Raw genomic sequence first — 23,969 nt, 5'->3', positions numbered from 1 at the left:
GTTAAAACTCTCCTTTAATTGGCAATGCGGTTGTGCTTTTCACTTCCCGCAATGACAGGTTCGTTTGGATTCTGGTAACCTTCATCTTGTTTAATTTCCTTATAAACTGAGCTAATTCTCTACGATCCCTAACTACAATTTTCATGAGATAATCAAACTCTCCTGTAAGACTATGGCATTCTAAAATCTCATCTATGTTTATTAGCTGGTCTTCAAGAGTCCTCAGTTCTTCTTCTCGGTGGATGTCAGTGCTCATATACACATAACAGAGAAGATCAAATCCTAATCTTTGTTGGTTTAAAATAGCTACTTGTTTATCAATAATACCTTGAGAAGCTATTTTTTTTAACCGAGTATGTACTGCAGGTGCAGACAAATTAACAATTTCTGCGATTTGAGTGTTACTAATATTATTCACTGATTGAATGCAGTCTAATATCCGGTAATCAATATCATCAAATAATTCCTTCTCTGAGCTCTTCACCCAAAATCCCCCTTAATAATATTAATGTATATGTTCCAAAACAGTTATTGATTTTAATTTAATTAATCATAAAAGCAATTTAACACTGATTTTTATTGATTTTTTCTTTTAAGATGTAACTTTATTAAATTAATTGTAACATATACTTATATTAATTAATCGTTTTAGTAATCAGAATATAAAGAGTTTAAAGGGGGGTTTTTAATTTGAAAAAGGTACACTTGTATGCGCTCATGATGCTATTAACTAGTTTACTATGGGCAGGTAACTTTGTTATTAGTAAATCTCTAATTGATCACGGTTCAACTATCACTTTATCTGCATTAAGGTGGTTCATTGCCGTTATTGTATTAATTCCAATGGTATGGAAAAAAGAAAAAAAATTAACACCACCTAAGAAAGCTATAAAACCATTGTTTTTTATGGGATTAACAGGAGTTGTTTTGTTTAACGTTTTTCAATTTCAAGCACTTAATTATACTTCGTCAACAAATGTAGGATTAATATCAACTTTAAACACCGTTTTCATAGCTATCTTTTCTGTTATATTTCTTAAAGAAAAAATCAATCTTTTACAGGTTGGAGCAATTGGCCTGTCATTTATAGGTGTGCTGGTTGTTTTAACAAATGGGAACGTGGCTGTATTAACCTCCTTAAACTTGAACATTGGTGATTTGTGGATGCTTATGGCATCCCTAATTTGGGGGATGTATGCGATTTTTAGCAAACATGCTATGAATTATGTTAGCCCCTTAATGGCTACATTGTACGCTGGTGTATTCGGAGTCCTTATCCTAACTCCTTTCGCCATCATTGAGGGATCATTTATTACAAATATCGATACTGCTTTTATTCTGTCACTTTTATACACGGGAGTCGTCTCAACTGTAGTGTGTATGGTCCTATGGAATCTTGGCGTACAGAAATTGGGAGCAACGAATGCTGGTCTGTTTCTAAATTTCAATCCAATCTTTACTGCAATCTTAGCGATGTTAATACTCGGAGAAGAAATTACACTATTCCAAGTCGTCGGTGGTTTGATTGTTATTATAGGTTGTTTTGTTTTCACTCGATTCACTCGACTAGAAGGATTAAAAAAAATGCGTTTATCTGAATCTTAGAGTAATATTTCAGATACAATTAAATTTAACTGTGCAAAATAATATACACCAACATTTTATAACTAGTTAAGTAAAATATGTGCTGTAATTGGTACATAATTAGGGAGTAAAAGTCTTTATGCTAATTAAAATACTTGAAGCATCCGATGCAAAAACGTACCGATCGCTTAGATAACTAACCCGGAAGCATTTGCATCGTCCTATGAAGAAGAAGAGAAAAAATAATACTCTAAAATCCTAGTAAGGAATTTTCAATCTAAACTATCAATTACTTTTGGAACATTCTCAAATGCACCCCCTCGTAGGAACTGTAACTTTTAAACCGCGAAATTCGTTTTAAAAAAAGCAGTCTCCATGAGGTGGAGCTAGTAGCATTTTCTGAATAAAACATTTTATAAAATGGTGAATGTGAATATAAAAGCACCTTATCCTAATAGGATAAGGTGCCATTTAAATATGTTTAGCATTTTTCTTTCATTCTAACCATCATGTTCATCATAGATGTCATCATCTCATCGCCCTCTTGCATTTTAGACATCATTTGATCCATGTCCATATTCATTTCCATGTTCATGTCACACATCTGATCCATCAATATTTTCATACAACTCATTTCACACATCATTCTTTCCATACATGTCATCATCGTCATTTTCATACACATTTGTTCCATTTTACATTCCTCCAGATAGGTAAATTTGTTTTGCTCCTTCTCCTTTTACAGCATAACTATAGGTGTAAGCACTACAAGCTGCCGGTATCACCCCTGCATATATTCGGCATAGCATAGTGCTGGTTCTAGCATGTTCAGAAGCTACTATTTATTATCGTACATCAAGCACTTTTGGACAAAGTTGTTGGAAACGGAAACATTTACCATAAAAACGATTATATATACAATTTTTGGATTATTTTATATATTTTACATAGTTTTTCATTTTTTTTGATGACTCTTTGAAGATAATGCAACAATGCAGGCTCAATGTTAAATTGAACTACTCCTGAATATAAAGCCTCAAAAAAATCAATAGAACGAATTGCAAAGGAAGGTAGAAAGTATGGTTTAAGTTTGATGGTTGTAAGTCAACGACCTTCGGAGTCTACTCTTTTACTGTCAATTATATCTCTGGGCTTTATTCTTTTAATTTCTCCTCCTGCGAAAGAGCACTACGCGCTGAAAATATTTCTGAAGCATGCATGGCAAACCTCACGTTGGGATAAGTGATCGAGCCCCCACCAATCACACCAATTTTGAGGGTTTCCATGATTTCATCGATCGTTGCCCCAGCATTTAAGAAGCCTTCTATGTGATAGCAAATGCATTCATCGCAGCGGCTGACTATTGATATGGCTAATTCCATAATGGTGTACTTACCCTAACTGGCGTTTAAATGCTTTATTGGCGAAAAAGTAAGCGATGACCATGATGCCGACGCACCAAGCAAGCGCGATCCAGATACCGGTGCCAACAGACCCTTCGTATAAGAGGGCACGAATCGCATTCACGATTGAAGTCACAGGCTGGTTCTCAGCGAACGCACGGACAATTTTAGGCATGGTTTCGGTGGGGACAAAGGCCGAACTGATGAACGGCAGGAAAATCAGCGGGTACGAGTAAGCTGTCGCCCCTTCCATAGACCCCGCTGTCAATCCGGGAATGACCGCCAGCCATGTCAGCGCCAGCGTAAACAGCCCGAGTATCCCAGCTACCGCGAGCCAATCCAGGATATCAGCGCTGGAACGGAAGCCCATCAAGAGCGCGATGAGGATAACCACCACGACAGTAAGCGCATTGGAAACAAGCGAGGTCAACACGTGAGCCCACAATACCGACGAGCGCTTGATAGGCATGGTAATGAAACGCGCCATCAGCCCGCTCTTTACATCCGTAAACAGCCGCAAGGAAGTGTAAGCGACGCCGGATGCGATAGCCATCAGCAAAATTCCCGGCAATAAATAATTGACGTAGTTGTCCGTACCTGTCTCTATGGCGCCGCCAAATACGTAGACAAACAGCAGTAGCATCATAATCGGCGTAATCGCCACCGTGATAATTGTATCCGGGCTGCGCATGATGTTGCGCATTAAACGTCCTAGTAATACCCCTGTTTTGCTTTTCATTTATTACATCTCCTCCTTTTTGCCGATGATCGCGAGGAAAATTTCCTCCAATGTCGGCTGCTTCTCGATGTACTCCACTTTCGCTGGCGGGAACATCTCCTTGAGTTCGGTAAGGGTCCCGGTCGAGATGATTTTTCCGCCATGCAGGATGGCGATACGGTCCGCCAGTTGTTCGGCTTCCTCCAGGTACTGGGTCGTCAGCAAGATGGTCGTGCCCCCGCCGGCAAGCTCCTTGACGGTATCCCAGACTTCAATCCGCGCTTCGGGGTCAAGCCCTGTCGTCGGTTCGTCGAGAAAAATGACTGCTGGCGTCCCGATCAGGCTCATGGCGATGTCAAGCCGGCGCTTCATCCCTCCGGAATATTTGTCCGCCCGGCTGTTGGCCGCATCGGTCAGGCTGAATCTTGCAAGCAGATTGTCGGCGACTTGAGCGGGATTGGAAACTCCCCGTAACTTGGCGATCATCATCAGGTTTTCCCGCCCGGTGAGCATGCCGTCTAAAGCTGCGAACTGTCCTGTCAGGCTGATGCTCTGGCGAACATGATCTGGTTGACGCTGGACGTCAAAGCCGCAAATACTTACTTCGCCGCCATCGGCCTTCATTAGCGTCGAGAGGATGTTGACCGTCGTCGTCTTGCCCGCTCCATTTGAGCCCAGTAGTGCGAAAATTTCGCCCCGCCGCACCTCAAAATCCACCCCCTTTAAGACTTCCTTGTCTTTAAAGGATTTTTTTAACCCTTTTACAGAAATCCCTGCATTACTCATACTTTTTTCCTCCTTATAAAAAGAGCTGCAAGGCCGCTTGCGAGATCCGTAATTATCCGGTCAGGCGCCTTGCGGAGCTAGATTGCCTAAACTCTTCTATTTAGTCTGACTGATAATCTGTATAACTTAGTACCAGGGTGAAAATATAACTGAATAGCGAAGGTGGCAATTCACCCTTGTAACCAGCTATTCAGTCGGTATTATCTATTGAATTTATTTTTTCCCAATCGCTTCATGATACTCTGATTCAAATCTTCACGATACTTGGCGACATAGGTTTTAGCGTTTGCCACTAGTTCGTCGGCAAAGGACGCCACGTCGTCCCCAGTGATTTCCAGCACTTGTCTTCCTTCCGCCGCACCGGATTCGAACAACTCGATTAATTCATACTGCATTTGCAGCATATCCATCCCGCTACCCGCTGAGAAATTCCACATGTAGTTTTGAATTTTCTTAAATACAAACTGGTAGTCCTCTGGCAGGGCTTCAACCCGTGCCATCATCATCTTATACTCTTTTTTATCACCAATCATTTTTTTGAACATTTCCATCATGTTATTTTTCCTCCTATTTTATAAAGCTGAACAAGACACTCCAAAAATATCGTACGGAATATCTTATGAAGCTAGATTGACTTTAAGACGTTGATTTTTGATGATACAAAATCCCATTTTGCCCAAAACAATTCAAGTTCCTGGCGGCCAGCCTCATTAAGTGAGTAAAACTTGCGGGGTGGCCCCATATCAGACGGTTTCTTTTCTATGTTCACAAGTTTTTTCTTTTCTAATCGCACGAGGATGGTATAAACCGTCCCTTCCACAACTTCGGTAAACCCAAGCTCGTTCAAGCGGCGGGTAATCTCGTAGCCATAGGTTTCATGGCGGCTGATGATTTCCAGCACGCAGCCTTCCAGCGAACCCTTCAGCATTTCAGTTAAATTTTCCATGTTTAGATCCTCCTACCTCCTCTATTTTGTCTGACTTATATTCAGTATAACAGAGTACTAAGGTAAATTTTTACTGAATAGCTTTTGGGAAATCACACTATTCAGTATTACTTATTACATGTATATTGTATCACCGAGTAGAAGGTGTCAACTATTTTTCTTAAAAATATTTTTATAACCTCACTATTCAGTGGTGTTGGTATCCAGTATGACTTACTACATGTATATCGTAGCACGTAGTAGGTGAACTGTCAACTGGATTTTCTAAATATTTTCAAAACCAGCTATCCCCATTGGATACAGCCGATTTTCTTTATGGAGCTTTTACTACCTCCTATGCTTCTTTCACAATGATTACACCGCGGATCATTCCCATCCAGCAGCTGTACATGTAGGTTCCGGTTTCTCTGGTGTGAAAACGATGAGGTTTTCTCCTAATTCCAGTGACCAATTCCTTCCGAAGAAATGTTAAAGAGTATTCCCGAAATGAAAGAAGAACTTCGTAGACCTATGTTCTTAATAATCTCTGAAGAGTAACTCCTTCGCGTTCTTCACTTTTCCACTATCGGGAGCGATTATGAAATAACTCAAGATTAGCAATAAATTCATTCATTTAAAAATCTATGGGACTTTGATATTTAATAATCTTGTTTTAGAGACCATACCAGCACTTTCTAAAGTTTGTTTCGAGGAAGTATTATAATACCAACAACCGCAAATCGGATTTAGATTATTGTCATAACACCATTCCTTTAAATGATGAATTATCGTTCTGCCTATTCCTTTTTTTCTGTATTGTTCATTTGTAAACATGCCGATATTTCCATATCTATCAAGTAACTTACTTGTTTCCATAATTCCTATTCCAAGCAGAATACTTCCTTTGGTGTAGGTGAATATTTCCCTATTTTCAATACGTTCCTCCACTTTATCAATGAAGTCCTGACATACCTCAGTTATTTTTGTAGCATCGCTAGGCACCGCAGCTCTGAATTCCCCATCTTTAAATAATTTTTCCTTAGGAATTTCCACTTTGTTATCTTGGAAAAAGTAAGCTTGTTTTTCGATCTTATAATCATGATCTAATACCAAACTTAAAAAAAGTTCGTCGCATGTTGGAACCAGTATTGACCGAATTGAATGATCCTTAAGAACATTGTCAAATATCTCTTGGGATTCTTTGTAGTATGATAAATTTAAATAAAATTGAGTTAGGTACTGGTTATTATGTATGGCATAATAACCTGCAACTTCAGAGTTGTATCTGATTGTATAAAAAACGGAATTGAGAATGTGCTCCTCTAAAAAGGAATCAATAGGAGAACTTAATGTGCTAACATATCTTTGGATTAAATCCACAATATCACTTTGTTTACATTCTTTAAAATAAAATCTCATGTTTGGACACCTCGTATTTTAGTTTCGTAAAATCCTTCTCTAACCTCCAAGTTAATTGTACAATCTTACTTTACAATCTGGCCCGTTTGCTTAATAAGAGAAAATCCTACATTATCAAAAATCCACATATAAACGGTTGAACTTTTTTCAAAACGGTGCAACTTTATTACAAACGGTTGAACTGTATAGAGTTGTTATACATCTTGATTGAAAAGACAAGTTTTTATCTACTTCTGCAATTCCTTCATCATCATCCGAATATAAGAGAAAATGTTTTAAAATCATTATTTTTCATCACCTATTGATTGTTTCTAGACTAAGTATTGTTATTCCTTCTTCCACTAACTGCCCCGATAGTTCAATAAGAAAAAGGCTGCCTTAGCAACCTTTCTTATCAATGTAAGCACCGTTAGTTGAACAAGTAAAAAGACACACTAGAGTCATTTAATGATTTCATAACACAATAACACAATTAAAAAGTGTAAGTAAAAAGACAATTTACCAAACTTTAGAAATGTTCTTTGGTATTTAACGGCTACTAAAATAAATAAAAGAACCTCTAAAGAGATTCATTAAGGTGTATCCACTAATTTATCTATTACATGTCCATTTTCATCAAAAAAATAAAAAGATGGTTTCCAAGTCATAAAATCTTCGGATGCAGGAATCAAAAAATATGCACAGATAAGGATTAACGATAACTTTGATAAAATTTTCATTTACATCCCCCTATTTAATGTTTTCCTATATTTTACTATATACTAAAAAAACTCCCCGCAGGGAGCTTTCTAATACCAAAACAAAATCCAATCTTTCCTAATCCACGTTTTCCTCCCATCTCTAAACCTTACTATGTAATATTGATCATTTCCGATACCAACGATTATTCCTACTGTGAAACTGTTCCACCTGTTCTTAGCCTTGCCAACATAAATTTTCATATTTAACATTTAAATTCCCCCTCTTACTTAATGAAGTGGAGTATATTCTATTAAATTAAACTCCCCTTACTTATTCAGGTGGAATTTATTCTATTAAACTAAAACGTTTCTAGGATCTAGCCTATAAAATTTTTAATTATGAACAAAAAAAGAACCTCTAAAGAGTTCCCTAAATTATATTTTTAGTTGATTAATTTTAAAAAGGTAATTATGCGAAATTAAAACGTCTAATTCCTTATAATACAATTGTTTACATATACTTCTACATTAATTACCAATAGGAAAAAGATTCTATGAATTACTTTTTTCAAAAGCTCCTGATTTGTACAACCTTTTTAATCAAACCAACCAAAAAAGAGGAATCCAACAGGAAGCATTGGGGTATGCGGTCTATGCTGCAGGTGAACATATTACGAACCTTGAAGCGATTATGCCCGTTATTACAAGAATTACCGAGAAACATCGTGCGATTGGGGTCGTACCTGAACAGTATCCGGTTGTAGGTGAAACTCTACTTCAAGCAGTGAAAGATGTGCTTGGTGATGCAGCCACCGATGAGATAATAGATGCATGGGGAAAGGCATATGGCTATATTGCGGAGGCCTTTATTGACATTGAAAAGAAACTCTATGCTGAAGCAGAACAACAGGAGGGCGGTTGGGAAGGTTACCGAATCTTTAGCCTCGATAAGAGGGTGGAAGAAAGTGATGTTGTTACTTCTTTTTATTTGAAACCGAAAAATAAAGAAAGCATTTCTTCTTATCAAGCTGGACAATATTTAACACTAAAGGCTGAAATTCCAGGAGAGAAATATACACATATTCGTCATTACAGTTTATCGGATTCACCAGGAAAAGACTATTATCGAATAAGTGTTAAACGTGAAGATGCGCACGGTGATGCTCCACCTGGAATTGTCTCTAACTATTTACATCAACAACTGAAAGATGGAAGCGATCAATAAAGCCTTAAGTCAGTGGGGTGTTTCAAAAGACCATATCCATTACGAGGTATTTAGTCCACTCGCTATTTTAGGAGAGAAATAAGGAGACTAAAGTCGTTAATATAATATAGATAAAATCTAATAGTTCTACTTCAGCAAATCATACGTTTAAAAGGCCGTTGGCTGCCTTCTTATGGCGCTAACGCACTTGGTAGTTCAAGAATAAGTATTATTAATCGAAATCATTTTCTTCTACTTTTAATATCGTTCTGATTTTGCAATAATATCCACTTCGAATATTCTGTTTTCTGATGTTAAAATGAAAACTTCATAAACTAAAACACTATTTTCTAAATCCATATCTACATGTAGAACTTTCCCAGGTACACGTTGTTGTGCGATTTCTTGAGCCTGTTGTTTCTAATTCTTTGTCTATACATTGGCGATGGGTTGCCATGATTTGAAAATTTCCTCCTTAAAAAGTTCAACTCTTTTTATCCATATGTATTAGGCAAATGATTGATCCCGACTTTCTTGTTTAACTATCCTGACCCGTTAGTGCCATAAGAAAAAGAGCTGCGGAAGCCCCCCTGTCCGTTAGTTTATACCGCACGCCCCAAAAGGAAAACGTTGCGAGAATGGACATATTTTCGAAGAAAAAATGTCTATTCTTTTGGTAATATAGAGGCAGGTGTTTATCATGAGGCATTTATAACATACGGAGATGATGAAAAAATGACAGGACCCGTTTTGATTTTGACCATTATTATGACGATATTTAAACTAGTTGTTACCTGCCTTCCAACCGATGTCGTCAATTGGCTTTTGAATAAATTTAAGATGCATCCAACACTTAGTGACGGGAATACCGTTATCACGATGGACGGAAAACGATTGGAAGGGGAAGAGAAGAACCAAGTGATTCAGGATGTTAACCACGCGATGGTTTTGAAGAAAAATCATATATTTCCTGGAAACGACTCCTTGTTTTTACAGCCAAAGAGTGGTGTGAAGCCATTGGTCATCGATACGAAAAAAGGCAAAAAGGATATTCGGTTATTGGTGTTCGTGTACGGCGACCATGTGGATGTCGTAAAACAGGTCAAGAAGAAGCTCGTGGCATATAGCATGCGTTCCGAAAGCCTCCAAGACCGTTCGATGATGAAGGGAATGGATGTAAAAGAAGCATAAAAGGAAGAAAAATAAAAAACCACACCATGATGTGTGGTTTTTTGATAGGGAATTATTTATTCTCTGACACGACTTCTTCTTCTCTTATGAGGATGCCTTCATTTTTTGCTCGCTTATATAGATCGCGTTTGAAGTATGATAATGTAAATGATCGTACATTCAGAAGTCCGCCAATTGGCGGCCTTCTTATAGCGCTAATGCACCCGTTAATTGATTAAGATTCTATGTTATAAATTTGTTTATTAACATTCACCCTGAAAAGTGTAAGGTGACGAGGATTTTAGTAAACTTTCTATTCCATCTCTATGGTAAGGCATTAAGTTATTAGCAGTATTTATGTCCACCCATTTAATCTCAGCAATTTCATTCTTGTCTTCAATTGTAATTTCTCCGTCAATAACTTTTGTTCCAAATGTAATCATTAAACCGTGATGTCCCTGCTTTGAAAAAAATGCCTCATTAACCGCAATAATACTTCCTACTTCAATTACTAAACCTGTTTCTTCTCTTGTTTCCCGAATAACAGCTTGTTCTAAGGTTTCTCCTATTTCAACTGCCCCACCTGGTAGTGACCAAGTTGAATTCTGATTATTAACCATTAATACTTTTTCTGTTATTTCGTCATAAATTAACGCGTATACAACATCTACTCTCTACACACCATACCACCTCTTAATTTTCTAATATATATTTTAACACTTTGCTTCAATACACTGCTTTATTGAACTAACTGCCCCTTTAGTTCCATAAGAAAAAGCTGCCTTAAAGGCAGCTCCGATCTTCAGCTAACCCACCCGTTTAGTTGAAGATGATTTATCGGTAATTATTGTGAAAAGGTTTAAACAAATCATCATTAGTATTTCTAACAAGTGAAAAATTATCTACATTATAGTGGCCGTGAAGGGTTTCATTGTGATGAAGGATTATTTGTTTTGCAGATAAGTTTTTGGAATCAGAAGTAGAATGTCCATCGCCAACTAATGTTACATCAAAATGATTGATTGTTGCTGTTCTAACAGCTGTATCAATACAATGTTCCGTCTTACATCCCATTATTACAATATGGTCTACATTGTTTTTAATTAAATGTTCTTGTAATGGAGTGCCATAAAAAGAATTTGTGGCAGCTTTATCAATTATGATAGCAGTTGATGGTACCTTAATATCCCTGTGTATCTGGAATCCAGGTCCTTCTCCATTTGAAACATCTAAATCTCTCATAAAAACAACGGATATATTTTCATTTATCGCTTTTTCAATTACAGTATTAATGTTATTAACGATTTTTTCTTTCTCAAAAACCCCTTGTTCTTCTTTATTACCTTCCATTAATTCCTGTTGGGCATCGATTATCAGTAATGTTTGTTTCAATATTTTCCCCCCTAAAGTTATTAGCAGTTATTTTTTTCCCGTTTTTTAAATAGCAGAAAGTATTATAAGTACTACTTACAAATCTCTTTATATTTTCGTCAAAAGATTTACTATACCTTCTTCCACTAACCTGTCCCTTTAGTTCATTAAGCAAAAAAGCCACCAAATTGCAGCTCCGGATCTCAACTAATGCACCTGTTAGTAGAAGAACAAAATAATCAATTACTATATGTACACTCACTCAGCACTAGCTGACAGTTCTGCTTCAGCAGCTTCCCTATATCAATGGCTTTATTCCCTATTCCAAAATACCCTTCACCCTTTCTAGCTGTCTTATGTCGAGCATGATTTAAGTATAAAAGGCTCAAGGAAATGATAAATATGGCCCCAATAATGCCTCATGTCGGTGCAGCATATACAACTTCAGGTATTAGCTGCTTATTCTCCTGTTCCCCATACTTTAATCCTTTTATCCATAGGTCAACTAATTGGACCCCATTGATTAATTCATATTTATCATCGGGTCATTTACGTTTTTGCTAAATTATCTTTGAATCGCTAAAAACAGATCAAAGAAATATTAAATATATTAGTAATTTGTTTATTGCGAAACGTTCGAAATAAATATATAATTACGGACAAGACCTTTATTATCCGTAAATAAATCGGAGATAGAATTTAGCTTATCATCAACTAAATTATCTCAATATTAAAAAAAGGGGGCAATCATGGAGAATGTACAGATGAGCAATGGTAAACGTAATTTCATTTTTTCGTTGCTATTTCTTGGATGGATTGTTGATTCATTAACGTTGTTTGGTATGAATGTAGCCATCATACCTATTAGTAAAGAATTGCACTTATCGCAAACGCAGAGTGGTATGGTAATTAGTAGCTTCTGGTTAAGTAGTGCGTGTATGACACTTATTGCAGGGTGGTTTGCAGACAAGTTTGGTTCGAGAAAAGTTATTATAATAGCAGTATTCATCATATCTCTATTTTCATTGTTAACAGGTATGGTTGGGTCATTTGTAGCGATTTTAGCTATTCGATTGATTCTTGGATTAGGTGATGGGGGATTGCCTACAGGGAGCAGTGTTGCTATTACGGAAATTTACAAAAGAGAAGTTCGTGCAAGAGTGAAGTCAATGTTACTTGCTGCTCAGTTAATTGGTGGGGTGCTCGCTTTATATATTTCTGGTTTAATCGCAGACACTTGGGGCTGGCGAGCCATGTTTTACCTTATTGGTGGCGTCGGTCTTGTCGTAACACTGTTATTAATTAAATATTACCATCCACCGAAGGTTGTTAAAACAACACAAGATGGTAAAATCCAGATGAAAGACTTATATAAAAGTAATCTACTATGGGTCCTTGTCATTATGTACTTTTGTTCAAGTATTGTGCATTGGGGCTTCTCTTCATGGCTACCGTCTTATTTGGAGCAAACACGTGGTTTAAATTTAAAGACAGTTGGCTCTCTCGCTATGATTCCACAAGCATTTGGATTATTATCTGCTATTTTAACAGGCTATTTAATTGATAAATCTTTGGCAGGTAAAGAAAAGTTCATCGTATTAATTGGTGCAGTTATATCAGGCATTTTTTTATTTTTAATGTTTAAGGCACCTTCTATTCAATTAGCCATTATCTATCAAAGTATTTTCTCTTTCGGAGATTCAGCGATTGCCATGGCGATTATATCTATTCCGCTTAAATACGCATCGCAAAATGTAATTGGATCATTTATGGGAACGATGTATTTTACTGGAGGATTGGCAGGATTTATTGCTCCAACAGCAATGGGCATACTTATAGATACATTTGAAGGATCGTTCCAAGCGGCGTTCACCTTCCTGATAGGCGCATTAGTTGTAGTATTAATTTGTGCTATATTGTTTAAATTACCGAAAAATAAGACCAGCATTTATGAAAGCGCTTCACTAGAAGCAAAAGCATAAGTCCTATTAATTGTAAAAAATTTCATAGTATAATGCTATCTAGGGGTGAAGAAATGGATTATCGCAATCGATTATCAGAAATAATAGAAGAAAAGCGTGAAAAGCTTATTCAAGTGAGTGATAAAATCTGGAGTTATGCGGAAACAGGATTCGAAGAGTTTAAATCAGCAGAATTATTATGTCAAACGTTAGTAGAAGAAGGATTCTCTGTTGAAAAAGGTGTGGGAAATATCGAAACTGCTTTTATTGGTAGTTTTGGAAGTGGAAAACCAATTATTGGTTTTTTAGGAGAGTTTGATGCCCTTTCAGGGTTAAGTCAGGCTGGTGGTGTTCCACAATTCAATCCTGAGAAAATTGGCGGTAATGGACATGGGTGTGGTCATAACTTACTAGGAACAGGTGCACTAGCTTCAGCCTTAGCACTCCGTTACTATATGGAAGAAAACAAAATTAAAGGTACAGTTCGTTATTACGGTTGCCCTGGAGAGGAAATTGGTGGCGGTAAGACGTTCATGGTAAGAGAAGGATTGTTCGATGATGTAGACTTTGCATTATGTTGGCATCCTGGAACACGCAATAACGTTATGTCGATGGCATCCCTCGCTTGTTACGAAGTTTACTTCAAGTTCAAAGGAAAGAGTGCCCATGCAGCAGGCAGTCCGCATTTAGGAAGAAGTGCCCTTGATGCAGTTGAACTCATGAACGTTGGCGTGAACTATTTACGTGAACATATTATTCCAGAAGCTAGAGTACACTATGCGATTACGAATACAGGTGGTTTTTCGCCAAATGTCGTCCAAGCAGATGCAGAAGTCTTATATTTTGTAAGAGCTCCTCGCGTTTCACAAACAGAAGAAGTTTACCAACGCGTTTGTGCTATTGCTAAAGGTGCAGCTCTAATGACTGGAACAGAAGTGGAAATAGATTTTGCATCAGCTCTCTCTAACGTAATACCGAATACAACATTAGAAAAAATTATGTATGATAACTTCGTTGCATTAGGTGTGCCTAAACATGATGAAGATGATCTCCAATTTGCAAGAACTATTCGTGATTCGCTTTCAGAAGCTGACAAAAAGTTAGAAGTGCAAATGAATAAAGAATTAGCTGGAAAGGCCTTATCGGATGTAATTGACTCATTTATACCTGCAAATGGATCAATGACAGGTTCTACAGATGTTGGGGATGTAAGCTGGGTCGTTCCAACAGTACAATGTATGACAGTTTGTGAAGCACTAGGTACACCATTCCATACATGGCAATTCGTTGCAACTGGAACAACTTCTATCGCTCATAAAGGAATGCTTCACGCCGGAAAAGTGATGGCTGCAACAGCAGTAGAAGTACTCAATCGCCCAGAGATAATTGAAAAGGCAAAAGCAGAGTTAGTTGAGCTTCGTGATGGTGAAGAATACGTTTCACCATTACCAGCCGAAGTTAAGAAATATAAAGTTCGTATTTTACAAAACACATAATGTAGGAGAATGGAGAGCACAAGTAGTTATGTGCTCTCTTTTCGGGTGATATTAACCCTCCTTGCCACGCAGACTATCATCTGGACAAAAAGTACAAACTGGAGATTGTTAGGTTTATTATTTTATCGATTTTTTTAATCTGTTAACTGAGTTAAAAATGTGAAATCTTATATATCTTTCGTGGTCGTCCTCGTGTATGCGGCTTCTCCTCGGCAACAACCTGCGCAAACCCTTTCTCCTCAAGTACTGTTAAAATTCTACGGGCACTCCTTGGAGTAATCTGCATATAGTTTGCAAGTTCATTTGCATTAAGTTCATCACTTGATAATTTCTTTAGAGAAGATTTCAGTTTATTTAATGTTATAACACTAAGTGATGTTTGTTGACTTATCGACTCTAATTGTTCTGATATATAGGAATAAGTAAGTTGCTCCGGCTTTCCTAACGGGCCTGCTATCTTTTTATCATCAAAGCAAACCATCCATGTGCCTTTTCCACATTCTTTCGCGTGTAATAAGGCATTTCCTGCATTAATTTCAGCATCATATACAGTCTGCCCTATCCCGATTCCACAAGTAACTGCTTCTTTACTCGCCTGATCAAAATCATGGATATCTGGTATCTGCCTAAAATTACCCGTTAAATCCTGCAAGAGTCCTCTGGTGGTAAAAATAACATAGCGTCCAAATCCTGAAGATTTAATCGAACCATGTACTTTTTTTGTATATGAGAGCAACTTTTCCATATACTTAATCTCAATTCTAAAAATCTCATCAGTAGAAAATGTATCCTTTATCAGTCCAACAAAAGAATCAATTTCAATTATCTGTACAGCAATCTGGGTAGCCTTAAAATGTAACATTTCATAAGTGCGAAGTATATTGGTTACCACTGCCTCAACGGCCATTGATGATGGAAGGGTTCGATAAGCAGGAACACCGAGACGGAGAAGTTCATCATGTATAGGATGGCCAGTGATAGCAGCTTTAGTTTGGCCACTTTTCCAAAGGTCAAAATGATATTGCACTAATCCTTCTAAAGAAATCATTTCAGATTCTACAAATCTTGGCTTATTTTTTATCCCTGCCTCCTGTAAGGCTTGTTCCCATGTAGAGACATTGCTTGAATCAAAACTGATTTCATCAACCTCGATTTTTTGTTCATATAGTACTTTCAAAACAGTTTTGTACAGAGTAGAACCTGTATATTTTACGTAAAATACAGGGGCTTCAATCCGTTTCCAGTCCTGTACTATTTTATAAGTAATCGGACCTGAACAAAGCCACATATCGACTTCTTCTAAAATAGGAGATACCTTCTTAATTAAGTCCTCTTCTGATAGACACTCAATGGGTATACAAATGATTTCCGGATATTTAATTATAACGGACTGGATAATTTCAAAGGAGTCTGCTACACCTAACAGTCCTAGACGAATTTTCAAGAATGCCCCTCCCTTTTCATGTTAAACCCTAAGTTGCTCTTTAAATTCAATTTCCAATTCTTTATTCTAATTTAATTATATCAAAAGTATATAGCAGAAAAACCTCTTTTAAAGCTTCCCCTTATCTAACCGTACTAACCCTATTCATCCTCGCAGGTAAATTAAAATATGTAAAGCTAATTAAGTTTCACCATTCATATAAAAAAACCAACTAAACCAAGGCTTGAATAGGCTTGGTTTAGTTGGTTTACTTAATGATGCATCACCCTGCCTAAGCAACTCCCTTATTGAACGCACCTGTTAGTTTAAATACAATTATTCACAAACTTGAGATTTACGTTATTCAATTTTAATTTTATCCATTACAAGAATACTGCCCCTTTGTGAAATAAGAAAAATTAATAAATCGAAATGAAATATAGTAGTTAACAAATTTACACCGCCCAATTAATATAATTAACTATATTTTAGGTGTTATTAATAAAGTAAAAAAAGCTGCCTTAAAGGCAGCTCCGATCTTCAGCTAACGCACCCATTTTGTAAAAACATGTCACGGTTCAGTGCCGTCACCCTTCTTCATGTTAGAAGTCTTCATTCCACGTGATGTAGGCGGCAGTGGCCTTTGATTATCGCCTTCTCTTTTCAGATTAGTATTGGAGCTTAAAAATTCGGGTCTTTTTTTAAACGCCCACATTGGTCTCCTGAAGAATGTATCGCCTAGTCCTTCCGGATTAAGTGGAGCAAATGGTGACATATAAGGAACTCCGAATGAACGCAGGCTACATAAATGAACTAGGACGATAAAAAAGATTAAATTCATACCATAGAAACCCATTGCACCTGCGCAAATGATAAATACGAACCGCAGCAAACGAGCAGCAGTTGCCATGGTATAAGATGGGGTAGCAAAACTAGCAATGGCCGTGATCGATACCATGATGACCATTGCCGGTGATACAATTCCAGCCTGAACAGCCGCCTGCCCAATCACCAGAGCACCAACAATGGACATAGTCGCCCCAATGGCTTTAGGCATCCTTAGGCTTGCTTCTCGTAAGAGTTCAAATGTAATTTCCATGATGAATGCTTCGATAACTGCCGGAAAAGGAACTGAATCCCGTTGTGCTGCAAGAATGACGAGCAGCTTTGTTGGAATCATTTCTTGATGATACGTTGTAGCTGCTACATAGACAGACGGGGCAATTAGCGAAATAAAGAAAATAGAAATACGTAAAAAACGTATAGCTGAGGCTATATCAAAGCGAGCATAGTAGTCCTCGACAGATTGAAAGAACTGAATAAATAACGCAGGCGCCACCAAGACAAAAGGCGTACCGTTAACAAAAATAGCTACCCTTCCTTCAAGGAGATTGCCAGCGACCTTATCAGGTCTTTCTGTATGATCAAGGGTAGGGAATGGGGTCATGACCTGATCTTCTATCAATTGTTCAATATATCCTGATTCAAGAATACTATCGATATTTATACCTTTTAAGCGCTCTTTGACCTCTTCGACGATTCCTTTTTTTGCAATCCCATTTATATACATAATGGAAACATCCGTCTTTGTCACAGTGCCTATTTTCATCGACTCTATCCATAAATCCGGACTGTTAATGATGCGGCGAACCAGGGCTATGTTTGTTGCATTCGATTCAGTAAACCCTTCTCTTGACCCACGGACCACCGAATTTGTGCTTGGTTCCTGAACAGAACGCCTTTCTCCCCCTTTTGTACTGGCAACCAGGGCTATGTTTATGCCATCAACAAAAATGACGCTATCCCCTGATAATAATGACAAAAATAATTTTTCCCAGTTCGTGAGGGTTTCTACACCGCCGAGTGAAACCACGTCTTTAGAGATCACTTCCAGAGCTTCATGTGGAAGTAACTTTACTTTTAGACGAGGATTTTTCATGATGGATTCAATTAAAAAATCTGTAACACTTGGATTGTCTATCAGACCCTGTACATACAAAATAGTCACTTTAATCTCAGGATTTTGACTAGTTTTCAACGTTCGGATAATGATATCCGGGCTGCTTCCTGTTTTTTGCTTCACGATATCCAGATTGGCTGTTATAGAGCTGTCAATATTTTGGGGTGTTTTACTTATAGATTGATCTTTTTCTTTTTCGTCTATCTTTTGCTTCTTGCGTTTCTTCATTTGTCCTTTTTGTTTAAAAAAAGAAACCATAGCATCGGTCCTCTTTCATTCCTATTTCATTTTATTCTGTCCAAAAAAATTGCTTTTTATGGATAACATCATTCCCAACAATATTATTTAAGATTTTAAAATATTATTATAAATAAATTAAAAGGTGGCGTTTATTTTATAGATTGGATTTCATTAGATGAATAACAACGAGAATTTAACTAAAGTCATTTAATATATCTCATTTATTATCTACATAAACTATCGGGTGCGTTAGTGTAATAAGGAAGCCGCCAATTGTTGTCTTTTTTGAATTTTAAGCCTTTCAGGTTGAACTACTAGTCCCTTTTCTTCAATAAAATATAAGCAATGTTCTTCAACAATCAGGCGCTTTAATTGAATAAAAGGAGAACACATATTATAAATGACTAATATGTGTTCTCCTTTATTTTTAAGGTTTTTTATAATTTAGGTCTTGATAAGCGGAGCAAACCATTCTTTGTATAATTTCTGAACTTCACCCTACATTTAATCTTGGGATCCAAGTATATGAATTCCTTGTTTTCATTAACAATTAAATCTTGATACAGCTTTCCTGCTGCAGGAGTGACAAACTCCATAATGCCAGCTGGCTTTATTCGGTTATTTTCTTCAATCCCAAGCAGCAATCCAAATTCATCTTTTCTTAATCCGGGTATGACTGCTTCAGTGTATTGATAATTAATAACCTTTTCCAATCATGAGATCGTTTACTAATTTGATATTGTGAATTTACATTCTTCTGAACGATTCCTTCAAGTCCTTGTTGTTTTACTATATCAAAATAAGCTGGGCTATTCCCATACATCCACCGAACCTTACAAATCATATCAGTATCTTCCACTACCTTATCAAGCAGCTCTTTCCTCTCATGTAGAGGTAAATGAGTTACCTTTTGGCCATTATGATAAATTACGTCAAATACGCAATACTGCATTGTGTGTTCTGAGTTCTTGGATTGAAAGCAAGGGGCAAGTTATTTGATTAAGAGTTAGCTTAATTATTGGTTAATTTCCCCACCGTGTTAAACCGGGTATGACGCTTGGGTTGGCAGCAAAGTCTTTTAAACTTTTATAGTTGCTACTCTGGATTTTGCTTGTTTAATCGAAGAGGGCTTTACTCCCAACGGAATCAGCGATTGGTACACTTCTCCGCCTAATTGCTTTTTATGTTCAGCCTTCGCTTTTTCGATGAGTTCAGGATTCTGCATTGTTTCAATAGCTGATGCTGCAATGACTTTTCCTGCTAACAACATACCTTTGTGGGCAATGGAAGATCTCCCCTGGGCCACTAATTGCCAACTATGCGGCTGAGTCCCAAAAGCACATGTTGTTACATATATTTGTCCTGTTGGCACAATCCAGCTTACATCCCCGACATCCGTGGACGCTGCGATGAAGTCCGGTTCAAACAAATACTCATTAATTTTATCCGAAAGCTCCTTTCCTTTTTTATTACGGATAGCTTTCATTTCTTCTTCTGAAAAAGTAGCCTGAAAGGATTTAGAGAAATCAATCTCTTCTTGGGTATAAGATTCAGCCCCAATTTGTTTGAAATGATTGTGCATTAGAGAGCCCAAAGTGATGTTGGGGATCAAATCCGCAGAAGCCCCATCAAATTGAATGTCCACTTGTGTTCCTGTCATCAGAGCTGCTCCCCGGGCTACATTGAAAATACGTTCACTAATTTCACTTACTTGACGCATCTTAGGGGCTCGGATTTTATATAAAACTTCAGCTTCCGCCTGAACAACATTGGGCGCAGAGCCACCGGTGTTTGTTATCGCATAATGTAATCGAGCATCTGGAATGATATGCTCCCTTAAAAAATTCGCTCCTACATTCATTAATTCCACTGCATCTAAAGCACTTCGACCTAAATGAGGGCTAAACGAAGCATGGGTACTTAACCCTTTGAATTTAAAATAAACTTGGCTGGTAGCTAGCATCCTAGCATTATAGGCGAGATTCTCATCCCAAGGATGCCATGTAAACGCAACGTCTACATCATCGAAGAGACCGGCTCTAGCCATATGCGCTTTCCCTCCACCGCCTTCTTCCGCAGGGCAACCATAATAGCGCACGGTGCCTTTCAATCCGTTCTGCTCCATGTAATGTCGAATAGCAATGGCTGCGGCAAGCGATCCTGACCCCAAAAGATTATGTCCGCATCCATGCCCGTTTCCACCCTCGACGATTGCTTCCCTGGCAGCAACTCCGGCTTTTTGGCTTAATCCAGATAGGGCGTCGTATTCTCCCAAGATTGCAATCACAGGTTTCCCACTTCCATAGCTTCCCACAAAAGCGGTTTCAATGTCCCCTGCTTGTCGTTTGACTTGAAACCCCTCTTCCTCAAGCGTTGTACATAAAAGATCTGCTGACTGAAATTCTTCATATTTTGTTTCGCAAAACCCCCAAATTTTATCGCTTAATTCAATTAATTTCTCTCTCTTTTGCTCGATAATGTTAGATATGGTTTCATGATAACTCAACTGTTTCACTCCACTTCTTTAAATAATTTATCAAATCTGACTTACTTGAACAGTTTAGAATAGGCTTTTAAGGATTTAATATATTTACTAGTGATTGCGTGTACCATTTCCCGACAGTCCCTTTCATTTGTTAGAGCACAACACTGACCCTATCGTTTTGAAAACAGTTTAGGAGGTGGGATCTATTATCTATAATGTCACTCTACTAGACTATCCTGAATATTAGGCACGTCTAATCGGAGAGGGCTTTACTCCAAGTGGAATCAACGATTGGTACACTTCTCCACCTAATTGCTTTTTATGTTCAGCCTTCGCTTTTTCGATGAGTTCAGGATTCTGCATTGCTTCTATAGCTGAGGCTGCAATGACTTTTCCTGCTAACAACATACCTTTGTGGGCAATGGAGGATTTTCCCTGAGCTACCAATTGCCAACTGTGAAATGGAGATCCAAACGCACATGTCGCTACATATATTTGTCCTGTAGGCACAATCCAGCTTACATCCCCAACATCCGTTGACCCTGCAAAGAACTCCGGTTCAAACAAATACTCGTTAACATTATCCGATAGCACTTTTCCGTTATTATTCTGGATTACTTTCTTTTCTTCTTCTGAAAAAGTAGCCTGAATGGATTTAGAGAAATCAATCTCTTCTTGGGTATAAGATTCAGCTCCAATTTGTGTGAAATGTTTGTGCATTAGAGAGCCCAAGGTGATGTTGGGGATCAAATCCGCAGAAGCCCCATCAAATTGAATGTCCACTTGTGTTCCTGTCATCAGGGCTGCTCCCCGGGCTACATTGAAAATACGTTCACTTATTTCACTTACTTGATGCATCTTAGGGGCTCGGATTTTATATAATACTTCAGCTTCCGCCTGAACAACATTAGGCGCAGAACCACCGGCGTTTGTTATTGCATAATGTAATCGAGCATCTGGAATGATATGCTCCCTTAAAAAATTCGCTCCAACATTCATTAATTCCACTGCATCTAAAGCACTTCGACCCAAATGAGGGCTAAACGAAGCATGGGTACTTAACCCTTTGAATTTAAAATAAACTTGGCTGGTAGCTAGCATTCTAGCATTATAGGCAAGATTCTCAATCCAAGGATGCCATGTAAACGCAACGTCTACATCATCGAAGAGACCGGCTCTAGCCATATGCGCTTTTCCCCCACCGCCTTCTTCCGCAGGGCAACCGTAATAGCGCACGGTGCCTTTCAGTCCGTTCTGCTCCATGTAATGTCGAATAGCAATAGCTGCGGCAAGCGAACCTGACCCCAGAAGATTATGTCCGCATCCATGCCCATTTCCACCCTCCTCGATTGCTTCCTTGGCAGCAACTCCGGCTTTTTGGCTTAATCCAGGTAGGGCGTCGTATTCGCCCAAAATCGCAATCACAGGTTTCCCACTTCCATAACTTCCTACAAAAGCGGTTTCAATGTCTCCTGCATGTCGTTTAACCTGAAATCCCTCTTCCTCAAGCGTTGTACATAAAAGAGCTGCAGACTGAAATTCTTCATATTTTGTTTCGTAAAATCCCCAAATTTTATCGCTTACATGGACGAGTTTCTCTCTCTTTTGATCGATAATGTTAGATATGGTTTCATGATAGCTCAATTGTTTCACTCCAATTTTATTCGAATAATTTAGCAAATTTGACCTACTTGAACAGTTTAGGACGCTTTATTTATATAAACATCAGCAGAAAAGCTATTATTGGTCAATTGAAACAAATTCACCAGTCTGTGAAGTATCTTCTCGATTCTGTTCGACATCAATCCACACTATTTACTAGCCACTGCGGTAGTCTCATTCAAGTCATCTATTTTCTTTTTAGTGTTAATCGTAATCCCTACAATTAATACTGCGAGGGCCGAAGCTATCAAAAACATAAACGCTACATTATAGTTCTGATCAAAAGCATTAATCAGAAAACCCATAATCGTTGGAGTAAGAATGGAACCGATCTGAGCACCGGTATTAATAATACCCGTAGCTGTTCCAACCGAATCTTCCGAAATATGTTTGAGAGGCAAAACAAACACAGTAATATTCATTGCATTTAGGAACACATTAGACAAAGACAAATACGTAAAGGCAAGTGGAATCGATTGCGTATTGAACATCAGGTAGATGAAAATAGCAGAAAAAAATGCGCCGATAATAAACATATACTTCTCTCTTCCGACCATGAATTTATCCAAGACCCAACCACTTACAAGAAAAGATATAAATCCTAGAATATAAGGAATCGATGAATAAACTCCCATAGAAACCATGTCCATACCTTTTACCTTTACCCAGTAAGATGGTAGCCAGCTTTGTAGTCCCCAGAATACAACATTAGTAAAAAAAGCAGCTATCATCAATTTCCAAATCAATGGAAGTTTCAATAAAGACTTAATAGGAACTTTATTTTGTTTTTTTACCTTTTGAGTATCTTTTTTCTCTTCTGTTGACTTAAGAACAAACCAAAAGATTACAGCAAGTAGGATACCTATCACACCAAAAACGAAAAACATCCAATTCCAACCAATAGAAGTTAGCAGCAAAGTAACAGCAACAGAGCCAACTGCAAACCCAACCGAAGCACCTGCTGATATAACCGACTTAGCTCGCGCTCTTGTTTGTTTTTGAAAATTATCAACAATGGCAACCGAAGCGCTTGCAGGAAAGGCACCTTCTCCGACTCCAAGCAAAAAGCGTGATGCGATCAATGTGGAAGAAGAACGGGCCATACCAGTTAGTATGGTAGCAATGGACCATATAGTAATAGCACCGGTTAGAACTTTTTTAACTCCCCACTTATCAGCCAAGTATCCCCCTACAAACTGCATAATGGCATAACTGAGGAAAAAGCTACTTAAAATTAAACCTGCTTTATCCGATGTCAAATTTAGTTCTTTCGAAATCGGTATAATAGCAAAATTCATAGCAGTTTTATCGATAAAACACACAATCTGAGCAAAAAATAATAATAAAAGGATTATAAATTTCTTTTTACTTCCTAAAGTCTTTTTCATTAATTATCCTCCCGTTTGAATTTAATCACCCAAAATATTTTGAATGTTCTTAAAATATGATAAGCTATAAAAAAAGTAAAATATATGGAGTTTA

General features: G+C 37.8%; 22 protein-coding genes and 3 pseudogenes. 6 read left to right on the top strand and 19 right to left on the bottom strand.

Translation table 11 applies throughout. The features are described 5' to 3' along the window. Window position 1 precedes the first annotated feature (1 nt). Complete coding sequence (locus NYE63_RS10625; protein ID WP_342605093.1) at window positions 2-484, bottom strand: Lrp/AsnC family transcriptional regulator; 483 nt, start codon at window positions 482-484, stop codon at window positions 2-4. 233 nt (window positions 485-717) lie between these two features. Between NYE63_RS10625 and NYE63_RS10620 the strand changes: the two genes are divergently transcribed. Continuing rightward, complete coding sequence (locus tag NYE63_RS10620) at window positions 718-1,605, top strand: DMT family transporter (protein WP_342605729.1); 888 nt, start codon at window positions 718-720, stop codon at window positions 1,603-1,605. Between the two features lie 460 nt (window positions 1,606-2,065). Here NYE63_RS10620 and NYE63_RS10615 read toward each other — a convergent pair whose 3' ends face one another. The 6 genes from NYE63_RS10615 to NYE63_RS10590 all read right to left on the bottom strand — a co-directional run bounded on the left by NYE63_RS10615 (window position 2,066) and on the right by NYE63_RS10590 (window position 5,437). After that, window positions 2,066-2,278 carry a hypothetical protein gene (locus NYE63_RS10615; protein ID WP_342605092.1) on the bottom strand — a complete coding sequence of 71 codons (213 nt, stop codon included), beginning with the start codon at window positions 2,276-2,278 and terminating at the stop codon, window positions 2,066-2,068. 460 nt (window positions 2,279-2,738) lie between these two features. Beyond that, window positions 2,739-2,966: a carboxymuconolactone decarboxylase family protein gene (locus NYE63_RS10610; protein WP_342605091.1), complete on the bottom strand. Its 228-nt coding sequence runs from the start codon at window positions 2,964-2,966 to the stop codon at window positions 2,739-2,741. A 10-nt stretch (window positions 2,967-2,976) separates the two neighbouring features. Then, a complete protein-coding gene (locus NYE63_RS10605) occupies window positions 2,977-3,726 on the bottom strand; it encodes an ABC transporter permease (protein WP_342605090.1) in 750 nt (249 codons plus the stop codon). A 3-nt stretch (window positions 3,727-3,729) separates the two neighbouring features. After that, window positions 3,730-4,491, bottom strand: coding sequence for an ATP-binding cassette domain-containing protein (locus tag NYE63_RS10600; protein ID WP_342605089.1), 762 nt, complete (start codon window positions 4,489-4,491; stop codon window positions 3,730-3,732). A gap of 200 nt (window positions 4,492-4,691) precedes the next feature. Next, window positions 4,692-5,045, bottom strand: a complete 354-nt coding sequence (locus NYE63_RS10595; RefSeq protein WP_342605088.1) for a DUF1048 domain-containing protein — start codon at window positions 5,043-5,045, stop codon at window positions 4,692-4,694. A 71-nt stretch (window positions 5,046-5,116) separates the two neighbouring features. After that, window positions 5,117-5,437, bottom strand: a complete 321-nt coding sequence (locus tag NYE63_RS10590) for a PadR family transcriptional regulator (protein WP_342605087.1) — start codon at window positions 5,435-5,437, stop codon at window positions 5,117-5,119. Window positions 5,438-5,878: 441 nt separating this feature from the next. On the opposite strand from NYE63_RS10590, the pseudogene NYE63_RS10585 reads away from it, so the two are divergent. Further along, window positions 5,879-5,974 (top strand): annotated as a pseudogene (locus NYE63_RS10585) (SAM-dependent methyltransferase); the annotation flags it as partial. An 84-nt stretch (window positions 5,975-6,058) separates the two neighbouring features. Here NYE63_RS10585 and NYE63_RS10580 read toward each other — a convergent pair. Continuing rightward, on the bottom strand, window positions 6,059-6,835 hold the full coding sequence (locus NYE63_RS10580) for a GNAT family N-acetyltransferase (RefSeq protein ID WP_342605086.1): 777 nt from the start codon (window positions 6,833-6,835) through the stop codon (window positions 6,059-6,061). Between the two features lie 572 nt (window positions 6,836-7,407). Beyond that, entirely contained in the window at window positions 7,408-7,554 is a 147-nt protein-coding gene (locus NYE63_RS10575) for a hypothetical protein (protein ID WP_328152100.1), read from the bottom strand. Window positions 7,555-8,032: 478 nt separating this feature from the next. On the opposite strand from NYE63_RS10575, the pseudogene NYE63_RS10570 reads away from it, so the two are divergent. Continuing rightward, a pseudogene (locus tag NYE63_RS10570) lies at window positions 8,033-8,722 on the top strand (globin domain-containing protein); the annotation flags it as partial. Between the two features lie 255 nt (window positions 8,723-8,977). Here the strand turns inward: NYE63_RS10570 and NYE63_RS10565 are convergent. Continuing rightward, the gene (locus NYE63_RS10565; RefSeq protein WP_342605085.1) at window positions 8,978-9,079 is read right to left on the bottom strand and encodes a hypothetical protein; all 102 of its coding nucleotides are present in this window, start codon (window positions 9,077-9,079) and stop codon (window positions 8,978-8,980) included. A 375-nt stretch (window positions 9,080-9,454) separates the two neighbouring features. Between NYE63_RS10565 and NYE63_RS10560 the strand changes: the two genes are divergently transcribed. After that, window positions 9,455-9,910 (top strand): YfmQ family protein, encoded by a 456-nt coding sequence (locus NYE63_RS10560; protein ID WP_342605728.1) that lies wholly within the window; start codon window positions 9,455-9,457, stop codon window positions 9,908-9,910. A 242-nt stretch (window positions 9,911-10,152) separates the two neighbouring features. Here NYE63_RS10560 and NYE63_RS10555 read toward each other — a convergent pair. From NYE63_RS10555 to NYE63_RS10545, 3 genes and pseudogenes are all read right to left on the bottom strand, one after another. Further along, window positions 10,153-10,569: pseudogene (locus NYE63_RS10555) on the bottom strand (NUDIX hydrolase). A gap of 154 nt (window positions 10,570-10,723) precedes the next feature. After that, window positions 10,724-11,281: a cysteine hydrolase family protein gene (locus NYE63_RS10550; RefSeq protein ID WP_342605084.1), complete on the bottom strand. Its 558-nt coding sequence runs from the start codon at window positions 11,279-11,281 to the stop codon at window positions 10,724-10,726. Further along, a complete protein-coding gene (locus NYE63_RS10545; protein ID WP_342605083.1) occupies window positions 11,229-11,435 on the bottom strand; it encodes a hypothetical protein in 207 nt (68 codons plus the stop codon). Before NYE63_RS10545 ends, NYE63_RS10550 begins: the two co-directional genes overlap by 53 nt. A gap of 574 nt (window positions 11,436-12,009) precedes the next feature. Between NYE63_RS10545 and NYE63_RS10540 the strand changes: the two genes are divergently transcribed. Then, a complete protein-coding gene (locus tag NYE63_RS10540) occupies window positions 12,010-13,242 on the top strand; it encodes an MFS transporter (RefSeq protein WP_342605082.1) in 1,233 nt (410 codons plus the stop codon). A 53-nt stretch (window positions 13,243-13,295) separates the two neighbouring features. Further along, window positions 13,296-14,717 carry a M20 family metallopeptidase gene (locus NYE63_RS10535; RefSeq protein WP_342605081.1) on the top strand — a complete coding sequence of 474 codons (1,422 nt, stop codon included), beginning with the start codon at window positions 13,296-13,298 and terminating at the stop codon, window positions 14,715-14,717. Window positions 14,718-14,868: 151 nt separating this feature from the next. On the opposite strand, the gene NYE63_RS10530 is transcribed toward NYE63_RS10535, so the two are convergent. The 6 genes from NYE63_RS10530 to NYE63_RS10505 form a co-directional block, all read right to left on the bottom strand. Beyond that, a complete protein-coding gene (locus tag NYE63_RS10530) occupies window positions 14,869-16,161 on the bottom strand; it encodes an ArsR family transcriptional regulator (protein ID WP_342605080.1) in 1,293 nt (430 codons plus the stop codon). A 550-nt stretch (window positions 16,162-16,711) separates the two neighbouring features. Next, entirely contained in the window at window positions 16,712-18,358 is a 1,647-nt protein-coding gene (locus tag NYE63_RS10525) for a spore germination protein (protein WP_342605079.1), read from the bottom strand. A gap of 419 nt (window positions 18,359-18,777) precedes the next feature. Beyond that, window positions 18,778-19,053 (bottom strand): hypothetical protein, encoded by a 276-nt coding sequence (locus NYE63_RS10520; RefSeq protein ID WP_342605078.1) that lies wholly within the window; start codon window positions 19,051-19,053, stop codon window positions 18,778-18,780. A gap of 365 nt (window positions 19,054-19,418) precedes the next feature. Then, window positions 19,419-20,846 (bottom strand): M20 family metallopeptidase, encoded by a 1,428-nt coding sequence (locus NYE63_RS10515; RefSeq protein ID WP_342605077.1) that lies wholly within the window; start codon window positions 20,844-20,846, stop codon window positions 19,419-19,421. 222 nt (window positions 20,847-21,068) lie between these two features. Next, complete coding sequence (locus tag NYE63_RS10510) at window positions 21,069-22,469, bottom strand: M20 family metallopeptidase (protein ID WP_342605076.1); 1,401 nt, start codon at window positions 22,467-22,469, stop codon at window positions 21,069-21,071. A gap of 167 nt (window positions 22,470-22,636) precedes the next feature. Beyond that, window positions 22,637-23,875, bottom strand: coding sequence for an MFS transporter (locus NYE63_RS10505; RefSeq protein ID WP_342605075.1), 1,239 nt, complete (start codon window positions 23,873-23,875; stop codon window positions 22,637-22,639). Between the last annotated feature and the right edge of the window lie 94 nt (window positions 23,876-23,969).

The organism is Peribacillus sp. FSL E2-0159 (assembly GCF_038643155.1).
GTDB classification, from domain to species: domain Bacteria; phylum Bacillota; class Bacilli; order Bacillales; family DSM-1321; genus Peribacillus; species Peribacillus simplex.
This window is presented reverse-complemented; position numbering and strand designations above follow the sequence as displayed.

Bases quoted from the DNA above. Each gene is read 5' to 3' on its own strand.
- NYE63_RS10620 (WP_342605729.1), top strand. From the start codon at position 718: ATGATGCTATTAACTAGTTTACTATGGGCAGGTAACTTTGTTATTAGT.
- NYE63_RS10615 (WP_342605092.1), bottom strand. From the start codon at position 2,278: ATGGAACAAATGTGTATGAAAATGACGATGATGACATGTATGGAAAGA.
- NYE63_RS10610 (WP_342605091.1), bottom strand. From the start codon at position 2,966: ATGGAATTAGCCATATCAATAGTCAGCCGCTGCGATGAATGCATTTGC.
- NYE63_RS10605 (WP_342605090.1), bottom strand. From the start codon at position 3,726: ATGAAAAGCAAAACAGGGGTATTACTAGGACGTTTAATGCGCAACATC.
- NYE63_RS10600 (WP_342605089.1), bottom strand. From the start codon at position 4,491: ATGAGTAATGCAGGGATTTCTGTAAAAGGGTTAAAAAAATCCTTTAAA.
- NYE63_RS10595 (WP_342605088.1), bottom strand. From the start codon at position 5,045: ATGATGGAAATGTTCAAAAAAATGATTGGTGATAAAAAAGAGTATAAG.
- NYE63_RS10590 (WP_342605087.1), bottom strand. From the start codon at position 5,437: ATGGAAAATTTAACTGAAATGCTGAAGGGTTCGCTGGAAGGCTGCGTG.
- NYE63_RS10580 (WP_342605086.1), bottom strand. From the start codon at position 6,835: ATGAGATTTTATTTTAAAGAATGTAAACAAAGTGATATTGTGGATTTA.
- NYE63_RS10575 (WP_328152100.1), bottom strand. From the start codon at position 7,554: ATGAAAATTTTATCAAAGTTATCGTTAATCCTTATCTGTGCATATTTT.
- NYE63_RS10565 (WP_342605085.1), bottom strand. From the start codon at position 9,079: ATGGATTTAGAAAATAGTGTTTTAGTTTATGAAGTTTTCATTTTAACA.
- NYE63_RS10560 (WP_342605728.1), top strand. From the start codon at position 9,455: ATGACAGGACCCGTTTTGATTTTGACCATTATTATGACGATATTTAAA.
- NYE63_RS10540 (WP_342605082.1), top strand. From the start codon at position 12,010: ATGGAGAATGTACAGATGAGCAATGGTAAACGTAATTTCATTTTTTCG.
- NYE63_RS10535 (WP_342605081.1), top strand. From the start codon at position 13,296: ATGGATTATCGCAATCGATTATCAGAAATAATAGAAGAAAAGCGTGAA.
- NYE63_RS10525 (WP_342605079.1), bottom strand. From the start codon at position 18,358: ATGGTTTCTTTTTTTAAACAAAAAGGACAAATGAAGAAACGCAAGAAG.
- NYE63_RS10505 (WP_342605075.1), bottom strand. From the start codon at position 23,875: ATGAAAAAGACTTTAGGAAGTAAAAAGAAATTTATAATCCTTTTATTA.